Here is a 10,475-nt window from a genome sequence, read left to right as displayed (position 1 = left end):
GCTTGCACGGGTCGTATTTGCACTGCTGAAAGGGCAGAGTGAATACCAAGCGAAAACGGGTTGAGGGCTTCCCCTCAACCATAGAATCTCCCACATTTGATCTCCAGTGATCATAAAAATCTTCGCCCATAAAAAAGCGCCGCCTTCCCGGCAGCGCTTTTATCAATCCGTTGTTTTTCTTCTTATCCTTCCATCACATCCCACAGTGCTTCCAGTTCCGCCTCGCTGAATAAACCAGCGGGGTAGCGCTCGATCATCATCCGGCGCGGATCAGGTTCTCTGATCTGACGCGTTCCATTGGACTTCAACCATTGCGCCAAGACTTGGAGCGATTCGCTATTAACTGCCAGGGGATGCATTGCCCGCTCGCTCACGACGTTCATTTCGGCGTTCATCTCAGCGCTCTCTCCTGGTTTGTGAGCGGCTAACTTATCCAAGGTTTATGACAGAACATCGAAGTTCTCTCCCTCCCCATGTTGCGCCATCGAAGATACAAGAGCTGTGCCAATGTTTTCGAAGTGTCGACAAGTGGATACAAAAAAGCCCGCAGTCCTGACGGGCTGCGGGCTTTCTGTGAAATAACGAGGCTAAATCGTTGCTCAATCGATTCTTCAATCAACTCAGGCTGTTACAACCTCACTCACTCCTTGTGCGGCGCGGGCTGTTGTTGGGTAAGGCAGTGGATGTTACCGCCCCCCAGTAACAGTTCGCGACCCGGCACCATGACCACTTCGTGCTGCGGGAACAAAGCCTGCAAAATCTCTTTGGCCGGGCCGTCCAACGGATCGTCGAAGCTCGGCGCGATGATGCCGCCATTGACGATCAGGAAGTTCACATAAGAGCCGGCCAAGCGAACGGTTGGATTGCGTTCCTGAGTGCCATCCACCGGATCGACACCTGCGCACTCATCTTCGGTCGCGTACAGCGGCCCAGGAATCGGCATTTTGTGCACCGTGAACGGGCGCCCCTTGGCATCGGTGCTGTTTTGCAGCACGTTCATTGCCGCCTGACAGCGCGGGTAGTTCGGGTCCTGCGGGTCATCAGTCCAGGCCAGCAGTACTTCGCCCGGACGCACGAAGCAGCAGAAGTTATCCACATGGCCGTCGGTTTCGTCGTTGAACAAACCGTCCGGCAGCCAAATAATCTTATCCACAGCCAGATTGGCGCTGAGCACCGCTTCGATTTGCGCACGGTCCATGTGCGGGTTGCGATTGCGGTTGAGCAAGCATTCTTCGGTAGTGATCAGGGTGCCTTCGCCATCGACATGGATCGAGCCGCCTTCGAGCACAAAACCTTCGGTGCGATAGCGCGGGCTGCGCTCGATTTCGAGGATCTTGCCCGCCACCTGCGAGTCACGGTTCCACGGCGAATACAGACCACCGTCAAAACCACCCCAGGCATTGAAGTCCCAATCCACACCACGGACTTCGCCGCGATTGTTGATGACGAACGTCGGGCCAGTATCCCGAACCCAGGCGTCATCGCTGGACATCTCCACCAAACGAATATTCGGCACGTCGAGACGGGCGCGAGCATTTTCGTACTGGCCGGCGGAAACCGCCACGGTCACCGGTTCGAAACGCGCGATGGCCTTGGCCACCGCCACATGCGCAGCTTGTGCCGGTTTGCCGCCCAGGCGCCAGTTGTCCGGGCGCTCGGGCCAGACCATCCAGGTCTGGGTCTGTGGTGCCCATTCGGCGGGCATGTAAAAGCCGTCGGTGCGAGGGGTGCTGTTCAAAGTGGTCATGGTTCAGGACTCCAGGGAACCGTCGAGGGTTTTGATCGCGCCGTACAGGTTCGGGCGACGGTCACGGAATGAGCCCCATGCGCTGCGGATGTGCTCCAGCTCATCGAGGTCGAAACTGTGAACCAGAATGCCTTCTTCTGTTTCATTCAGCTCTTGGACTTTCTCGCCAAACTGGTTGGCGATGAACGACGAGCCGTAGAAGGTAATGTCGTAGCCGTCCTGCTCTTCGTTGCCGATGCGGTTGCTGGCAATCAGCGGCATCAGGTTGGCGCCGGCATGGCCTTGCTGCACGCGCTGCCAATGGTCGCGGGACGAAATGGTCTTGTCGTGTGGCTCGCTGCCGATGGCGGTCGGGTAGAACAGGATTTCCGCGCCTTGCAGCGCCATGCTGCGGGCGCACTCAGGGAACCACTGATCCCAGCAGATGCCCACGCCGATTTTCGCGTAACGGGTATTCCAGACTTTGAAGCCGGTATCGCCCGGGTTGAAGTAGTACTTTTCGTGGTAGCCAGGACCATCCGGGATATGGCTTTTACGATAAATCCCGAGGTTGCTGCCGTCGGCATCGATGATCGCGATGCTATTGAAGCGTGCGCGGCCGGCCAGCTCGTAGAAGCTGATTGGCAAAACAACCTGCAATTCTTTGGCGACCTTCTGGAAATGCTTGATGGCGACGTTGTCTTCTACCGTCGTGGCCAGCTGCAGGTAATCAGGGTTCGGTTTCTGGCAGAAGTACGGCGCCTCGAACAGCTCCTGGATCAGGATGATTTGCGCGCCTTTCGCCGCAGCCTCACGGACCAGCTTTTCAGCGGTCTCGATGTTGGCTTCAAGGTCCCAGGAACAGGCCATCTGGGTAGCGGCGACGGTAACGATACGGCTCATGAATCATCTCCTGGGCAAGTGTGAAGGTCGAGGGTGGCATCGACCGATGACAGAAAGAGGCAGCACCGGGCGTGGTTCATCCACACCGTGGGCAGTGGCGACTTTATAGCCGATAAAAATCGGCTTTTAAAGCGATAAATATTCTTTCCGTCGGAAAATTCTCACTTAAACCCGATAACAATCGATATTAATGTATGTCTTTATGACGCCTTCGCGGGCAAGCCTCGCTCCTACAGGTCCGTGTCGTGCGCATATTCCGCGAACGACATAAATCCGTAGGAGCGAGCGGTGCGGCGATCCGACTTGCCCGCGAAAGCGATATCGAGTCTTACAACCCCTCGTCCAACACCTTCGACAGCATGTCGACAAAGAAATCCACGCTCTGACGCGACGTAACCATCGGCGGCTTGATCTTGAGAATGTTCAGGTAATCACCCGTCGGCTGCATGAAGATCCCCAGCTCACGAAGGCGATCACACAACGCCGTGGTTTCTTCGGTCGCGGGCTCCAGGGTTTCTCGATTGCGGATCAACTCCACGCCCAGATAGAAGCCGGAACCATGCACCGCTCCCACCAACGGATGCTGGTCAATCAACGCTTCAAGACGTTCTTTGAAATACCCGCCCACAACCTGCGCGTTCTCCCAGAGTTTTTCTTCTTCCATCACATCCAGCACTGCCATGCCAATCTGGCAACTGACCGGGCTGCCACCGGCTGACGAGAAGAAGTAACCCTCGGCCTCCAGCGCTTCGGCAATTTCCCGTCGGGTAATGACAGCGCCCAACGGCTGGCCGTTACCCATGCCTTTGGCCATGGTGATGATGTCCGGCACCACGCCCTGTTCTTCGAAGCCCCAGAAGAATTTGCCCATACGGCCGTAACCAACTTGCACTTCATCGGCGATGCACACCCCGCCCTGAGCGCGGACCAGCGCATAGACCTGCTTCAAATAGCCCGGTGGCAGCGAGATACCGCCGGCATTGCCGTACACCGGCTCGCAGATGAAACCGGCCAGTTGGCGTTTCTGTTCGGCAATTTTCGCCAGGTTATGTTCGACGCTGCGCACGTAATCCGGTGCGCTGTCGATGCCACGAAATTCACCGCGATAGGTGTTCGGCGCGGTCACTGGATGCACCCAGTCCGGACGGCTGCTCAAGGCCTTGGGGTTGTCGGCAATCGAAGTCGAAACCGCATCCGCCGCCACTGACCAGCCGTGATACGCCTCCAGCACGCTGAGCATGTCGCGACCGCCGCTGTAGGCCCAGGCCAAGCGGATCGCCAGATCATTGGCCTCGGTGCCGCTGTTGACCAGAAATACGCGATCCATGTTGTCCGGTGCCAGCTTCAACAAACGCTCGGAAAACTCGGCAATCGCCGCGTAGTGAAAACGCGAGTTGGTGTTGAGCAACGACCACTGCCGGCTGGCGACAGCAGCCATACGCGGATGGCCATGCCCCAGGACCGCGACGTTGTTGAGCATGTCGAGGTAAGAGCGACCCTGCATGTCGATCAGGTGATTGCGCCAGCCGCGCTCGATGCGCGGTGGGTCGATGTAATAGTGCTTCTGGGAGCGAGCGAAACTCGCGTCACGGCGGGCGAGCAGTGTCTGCGGGTCGAGCTCTTCTTGCGCATCACAGGCCAGGCCCAGCAACACGGCAGGTGAAGGACACAATGCCTGCCAGGCTGCCGCGCGCGAAGGCGTGCAAAACAACGGCGCGTCGAGCTGAGCGCTTCGGCACAATTGCACGATCAACGGCCCGCTGACCGAACCCAGTACCTGGCCTTTGACCAGCGCCGCGCTACTGCGTACCGATGGAGCCACACCCCACAATCGGACGCTGAGCTCTGGGCCATCCAGTTGCAGCAAGTTCTCCCCTTCGATATGAACAACGCCGGCAAACGGCGCTTCGACCGCCGTGCCATCGGGCACTCGCAACGCAACGTGTAGCGGGAAAGTATCCGGTTCGCTGGCACAGTCCGGCCGGGTGCGGGACAGACGATACTGACCATATCGACTGGCCGCCAGACCGTGAGCCGCAGCGGCTTGCGTCAACAAACGCAGATCGATCCCTTGCTGCTCCCAGTTACCCGCCTCGAAATGCGGACTGAGCACGCCCAGATCGATCAACGCAAACTCACGCCCCACCAGACTCGGCAACAATGGCGCGAAGTCTTCACTGCCGATGCTCGGCAGGCTTTGACCGACTGCCGCAAGAATCGCCGCCTCCATCAACGCCAACGGCACCGATGTGGCAACACGGAAAATTTCCCACTCATGGGTCAGGTTGTCGCGACTGTACTCATTGCCCGGATCGACGCTGACCTGCTGTTCCCCACTCAGCACCAGCACCGCCGAACGCGCAACGATCAGCGGCCAGAGTGCCAGCAACTCTTCATGCTGCAACGGATTGACCGCGTGATAAGCCCGAACCGCCGGCAAAATGTAGAACGGATCGCCATCGGCATGGTGCAGCAGCGCGGCGCAGGTCACCGACAGATCGGTGATCCGCCAGGTACGGACCAGGTCGCCGAAATCGATGACGCCCTGCAACTGCCATTGCCGCTGCGAATCCCGCTGCCAGACTACGTTGTCGTCGGTGATGTCCATGTGAATCGCCTGCACCGGCAGCTTGTCCACCAAGGGCTGCAAATGGCGCTCGGCCTGTTCGGCGGCTTCAGCAATCAACGCTCGTTGCCGCTCATCCTTGATCACCGGCAGCAAATGCGCGATTAACGCGTTGGCGTGGCGAGCGTCCCATTGCAGGGTGCGCTCAAGGCCCGGATGATCGAAACCGGCCAGCGCCAGGTCCATTTCGCCGCAGAGCCGACCGAAACCGACGACCACTGAATGGCTTAGATGATCGAGGTGCGTCAGGGATTGGCCGTCGATGTAATCAAGCAAACGCACGTGCACCGCTTGGCCCCCAACTTCAAGGGAAAGCAGGTCTGCGCCATTTTTGGCAGGAATCACTCGCGGCACCGGCACGCCGGAATGTTCAGCCAGATGCTTGAGTCCTGCGTGTTGGGCTTGCAGTTCCAGCGCCGAGTAATCGCCACGGCAGATTTTCAGGACAAAACGCTCCTGCTCGCTGTCGACGCGGAAATTGAGATCCTGCTGGCTCCCAAGAGCCTGCAACCGCCCGCTCAGCCCGTAATGCTCTTTCAGCAGCTCAAGCGCTTGCGCCGCAGACACCTGCGGGCTGGGCAGACTGGCGCGGTGAATCAACGTGGCGAGCGGCATACAACGACCCCTGAAATTTTATTAGGCGCTTATATCGCCACTGCTTGGGGCGATACGCAACCCCCTTCCTGGTTGGCGCGAATCAAATGCCCGCGCAACTCTCTTCACCGCCCCACTCGCACCCGCCGCCACTTTGCGTAAGAATGTCGGCCATCACGCCTATTGCCGGAGAAACACCATGAATGTAGTCACCACCGACCTGCCCGGTGTTCTGATCATCGAACCCAAGGTATTTGGTGACGAGCGCGGTTTCTTCTATGAGAGCTTCAACGCCAAGGCTTTCGAAGAGGCAACCGGCCTGAACACCCGGTTCGTTCAGGACAACCATTCCCGCTCGCAAAAAGGCGTACTGCGCGGCCTGCATTACCAGCTGGAAAACACCCAGGGCAAACTGGTTCGCGTCACCGCCGGTGAGGTGCTGGACGTGGCGGTGGATATTCGCCGCAGCTCGCCGCATTTCGGCAAATGGGTGGCGGTACGCCTGTCCGCCGACAACCATCGCCAACTCTGGGTACCGGAAGGTTTTGCTCACGGTTTCGTGGTACTGAGCGATTTCGCCGAGTTCCTCTACAAAACCACCGACTACTACACTCCGTCGGCCGAGCGCAGCATTCGCTGGGACGATCCTGACCTGGGCATCGACTGGCAGCTGGACGAAGCACCGAAACTGTCCGCCAAGGATCAGTCCGCCGCGTTCTTCAAGGACGCTGAAGTCTTTTCCTGAATTCCTGTGTGAATTTTCACCGCCAGCGCGCACTTGATCCCAGGTGCGCAGACTGCGCCCGCAAGCCTAGGCATAATGCGTCTATACCCATAGGCGCTTGATGCTCATGACACCAACTCTCCCCCGCAGACCCCGCTGGCGCAGCCTGGCGCTACTCGCGTTGTGCCTGGCGCCCTTGCTTTGGCCTCTGGAGCATTTGGCCGAGCGTTACTACCGCAGCGAACTGGCCGGACAGAACCGTCAGACCCTCGACCTCTACGTCGCCAACCTGCTGGGCACTCTGCATCGGTATGAAGTGTTGCCGCAGATTCTCGGCGAGCTGCCTGCTCTGCGTGCGACATTGGCTGCACCCGACGAGGGCGTGATTCAGGGCAATGCCAATCGCCTGCTGAAAAACATCAGTGCCCAGACCGGCGCCGAAGTCATGTACCTGATGGACACCACCGGCAAGACGCTGGCGGCCTCCAATTGGGACAAACACGACAGTTTCGTTGGCCGCAATTTCGCTTTTCGTCCTTATTTCAGTGAAGCCATGGCTGGGCGTCTGGGACGCTTCTTCGGCCTGGGCACCACCTCGGCCAAGCGCGGTTACTTCTTTGCGGCGGCGATACGTGATCGCGAAAAAATCATCGGCGTGCTGGTGATCAAGGTCGACCTCGACCACACCGAAAGCCTCTGGGGTAAAACCCCGGAACAACTGTTAGTCACCGACCACAATGGCGTGGTCATCCTCACGTCGCGGCCAGAGTGGCGCTTCCGCTCGACCCGCCCATTGAGCGACCCGGAGCGCGAGGCCATCACCGCGATTCAACCCTATCCAACCCGCGATCCCAAGCCGTTGAATCTCGACGCCAACGCCTGGCTGACGCAAACCCGGCAGATCGAAGAAACCGGTTGGAGCGTCAGTATCCTTGCGCCGCGTACCCTGATCGATCGTCCGGTACGCACCGTCGTGGCCATTGGCGGCGCAACGCTGCTGGTATTGATGCTGCTGCTGGGCTTGATGATGCAGCGCCGACGCCATTACCTGGAGCGGATCGCCTTCGAAGGCAAGGCCCGCCACGAACTGGAAGGCCGGGTCGCCGAACGGACCAGCGACCTCGAAGGCCTCAACCGTCGACTCAAGCAGGAAGTGCTGGAGCGCGAACACGCTCAGCAGGAACTGGTGCGCGCGCAGGATGACCTGGTGCAGGCCGGCAAGCTCTCGGCGCTGGGGACGATGTCGGCGAGCATCAGCCATGAACTCAACCAACCGCTGGCGGCAATCCGCAGCTACGCGGAAAACGCTGAAGTGCTGCTTGATCATCAGCGCACCGAGGATGCTCGCGGCAACCTCAAGCTGATCAGCGAATTGACCGGGCGCATGGCATCGATCATCGCCCACCTGCGCGCCTTCGCCCGGCGTGATCGCCACGCCCCGGAAAGTGTTGCCCTGCAACCGGCACTGGACGACGCGCTGGCGTTACTGGCCAAGCGTCGGCGCAGCATGGAAGTCGAGCTGATCCGTGACCTGCCGGCTGCCACCCTATGGGTCGAGGCCGGGGAAACCCGTCTGCGCCAGGTACTCGGCAACCTGCTGGCCAATGCCCTCGATGCCCTGACGGAAAAAGGCCCGCCGCGTAAACTCTGGTTGAGTGCCGAGTCCACCGCCGACGGCGTCAATCTGTACATTCGCGACAACGGCCCCGGGTTCTGCCTGGAAGCGCTGGGTCGTGCCGGCGAGCCCTTCTACACCACCAAGACCCGTACTCAGGGGCTTGGCTTGGGGCTGGCGATTTGCGACACCCTGATGCGCGCCTTCGGTGGTGAATTGTCGTTCTCCAACCACAAGGAAGGTGGCGCCCTGATTACCCTGAAATTGCGCGCAGGCGCACCGGGCGTGAGCCTGCAACCGTCCGAGGACCGAAGTGCATGACCATCGACAACCGCATCCAGGTCGTGTTGATCGACGACGATCCCCACCTGCGCCAGGCCCTGAGCCAGACCCTGGACCTGGCCGGCCTGAAAATCCTGCCGCTGGCTGAAGCCAAAGGCCTGGCCGGGCAACTGGAGCGTGACTGGCCGGGCGTGGTGGTCAGTGACATCCGTATGCCGGGCATGGACGGCCTTGAACTGCTGACCGAACTCCACGCCCAGGACCCGGAGCTACCCGTGCTGCTGATCACCGGCCACGGCGATGTGCCGCTGGCCGTTCAAGCCATGCGTGCCGGAGCCTATGATTTTCTGGAAAAACCTTTCGCCAGCGACTCCCTGCTCGACAGCGTACGTCGTGCCCTGGACCTGCGCCGGCTGGTGCTGGACAACCGCAGCCTGCGTCTGGCCCTGAGTGATCGCAACGAACTGAGCGCTCGACTGGTAGGGCAATCGGCGCCGATGCTGCGCCTGCGTGAGCAGATCGGTGCATTGGCGGCGACCAAGGCCGACGTGCTGATCCTCGGCGAAACCGGTGCGGGCAAGGAAGTGGTGGCGCGCGCGCTGCACGACCTGTCGAGTCGGCGTAACGGCCCATTCGTGGCGATCAACGCCGGGGCCCTGGCCGAGTCGGTGGTGGAAAGCGAGCTGTTCGGTCACGAGCCCGGTGCGTTTACCGGCGCGCAGAAGCGTCGCATCGGCAAGTTCGAATTTGCCAATGGCGGCACGTTGTTCCTCGATGAAATCGAAAGCATGAGCCTGGACGTGCAGGTGAAACTGCTGCGCTTGCTGCAAGAGCGGGTCGTCGAGCGCTTGGGTGGCAACCAGCTGATCCCGCTGGACATCCGCATTATCGCTGCGACCAAGGAAGACCTGCGTCAATCCGCCGATCAGGGCCGCTTCCGTGCCGACTTGTATTACCGCTTGAACGTCGCACCGCTGCGCATTCCGCCGCTGCGTGAGCGAGGCGAAGATGCGCTGATGCTGTTCCAGCATTTCGCCGATGAAGCCAGCGCCCGCCACGGTTTGCCACCCCACGAATTGCAGCCGGGACACCGGGCGCTGCTATTGCGCCACACCTGGCCAGGCAATGTACGTGAACTGCAGAACGCCGCCGAACGCTTTGCCCTGGGTCTGGAACTGGCGCTGGACAACAGTGCGCCGGATGGCGGCGTCGGCAGCACGATTGAAGTGGTCAGCGGCGGCCTGAGCGAGCAAGTGGAGAACTTCGAGAAGAGTTTGATTGCCGCCGAACTGGCGCGCTCGCACAGCTCTGTGCGCAGCCTCGCCGAAGCCCTCGGGATTCCGCGCAAAACCTTGCACGACAAACTGCGCAAGCATGGTCTGAACTTCGCCGATGCCGGCGCCGGCAACCACACTGACGACCTTGATTGAGCTACCGTAAAATCATCCCCTTCAAACAAAAGGCCCATGAATGAACCGCGACAGTCGTCACCTGGAATCGATCCTCCATTCTGACATCCCCCTCACGCGGGACATGGGCCTCAAAGTGCTCGACTGGCACGATCAACAACTGCGCCTGCACCTGCCGCTTGCGGCCAACGTCAATCACAAGAGCACCATGTTCGGTGGCAGTCTGTATTGCGGCGCAGTGCTGGCCGGCTGGGGCTGGCTGCATTTGCGTTTGCGTGAAGAAGGCATCATCGAAGACGGTCACATCGTGATTCAGGAAGGGCAGATCAGCTACCCGCTGCCGGTCACCATGGATGCGACAGCGATTTGCCAGGCACCGAGTGCGGCGGTGTGGAAGAAGTTTCTGGCGATGTATCAGCGGTACGGTCGGGCGCGGTTGACGCTGCATTCACGGATCGTGAATACCGGGAGTGAAGAGGATGCGGTGCGGTTTACCGGGCAGTATGTCCTTCACCGATGACTGATCGTTCCCACGCTCTGCGTGGGAATGCAGCCCGTGACGCTCCGCGTCACTGGACGCGGAGCGTCCCTAGAGG

The 10,475-nt window shown here is 60.0% G+C and carries 8 protein-coding genes; 4 read left to right on the top strand and 4 right to left on the bottom strand.

The annotated features are described in order from the left end of the window. Positions 1-182: 182 nt before the first annotated feature. The 4 genes from ACQKPC_RS09500 to ACQKPC_RS09485 all read right to left on the bottom strand — a co-directional run bounded on the left by ACQKPC_RS09500 (position 183) and on the right by ACQKPC_RS09485 (position 5,870). On the bottom strand, positions 183-395 hold the full coding sequence (locus ACQKPC_RS09500; protein ID WP_008068732.1) for a hypothetical protein: 213 nt from the start codon (positions 393-395) through the stop codon (positions 183-185). A gap of 245 nt (positions 396-640) precedes the next feature. Beyond that, a complete protein-coding gene (aguA, locus tag ACQKPC_RS09495; RefSeq protein WP_427624242.1) occupies positions 641-1,747 on the bottom strand; it encodes an agmatine deiminase in 1,107 nt (368 codons plus the stop codon). 3 nt (positions 1,748-1,750) lie between these two features. Then, a complete protein-coding gene (gene aguB, locus ACQKPC_RS09490) occupies positions 1,751-2,629 on the bottom strand; it encodes an N-carbamoylputrescine amidase (protein ID WP_008068730.1) in 879 nt (292 codons plus the stop codon). A gap of 328 nt (positions 2,630-2,957) precedes the next feature. Continuing rightward, positions 2,958-5,870, bottom strand: a complete 2,913-nt coding sequence (locus tag ACQKPC_RS09485; protein WP_427624241.1) for an aminotransferase — start codon at positions 5,868-5,870, stop codon at positions 2,958-2,960. 178 nt (positions 5,871-6,048) lie between these two features. Between ACQKPC_RS09485 and rfbC the strand changes: the two genes are divergently transcribed. The 4 genes from rfbC to ACQKPC_RS09465 all read left to right on the top strand — a co-directional run bounded on the left by rfbC (position 6,049) and on the right by ACQKPC_RS09465 (position 10,399). After that, positions 6,049-6,594: a dTDP-4-dehydrorhamnose 3,5-epimerase gene (rfbC, locus tag ACQKPC_RS09480; RefSeq protein ID WP_427624240.1), complete on the top strand. Its 546-nt coding sequence runs from the start codon at positions 6,049-6,051 to the stop codon at positions 6,592-6,594. A gap of 106 nt (positions 6,595-6,700) precedes the next feature. Continuing rightward, the gene (locus ACQKPC_RS09475) at positions 6,701-8,509 is read left to right on the top strand and encodes a sensor histidine kinase (protein WP_427624239.1); all 1,809 of its coding nucleotides are present in this window, start codon (positions 6,701-6,703) and stop codon (positions 8,507-8,509) included. Then, positions 8,506-9,900 carry a sigma-54-dependent transcriptional regulator gene (locus ACQKPC_RS09470; protein ID WP_427624238.1) on the top strand — a complete coding sequence of 465 codons (1,395 nt, stop codon included), beginning with the start codon at positions 8,506-8,508 and terminating at the stop codon, positions 9,898-9,900. The genes ACQKPC_RS09475 and ACQKPC_RS09470 overlap by 4 nt, the downstream gene beginning before the upstream one ends. A gap of 40 nt (positions 9,901-9,940) precedes the next feature. Further along, positions 9,941-10,399, top strand: coding sequence for a YiiD C-terminal domain-containing protein (locus ACQKPC_RS09465; RefSeq protein ID WP_008068720.1), 459 nt, complete (start codon positions 9,941-9,943; stop codon positions 10,397-10,399). Positions 10,400-10,475: the final 76 nt, after the last annotated feature.

It is taken from the genome of Pseudomonas sp. NPDC089918 (assembly GCF_050280605.1).
GTDB lineage: Bacteria > Pseudomonadota > Gammaproteobacteria > Pseudomonadales > Pseudomonadaceae > Aquipseudomonas.
Note: the sequence above shows the minus strand (reverse complement) of the source record. Positions and strands in the feature narration are given on the sequence as shown.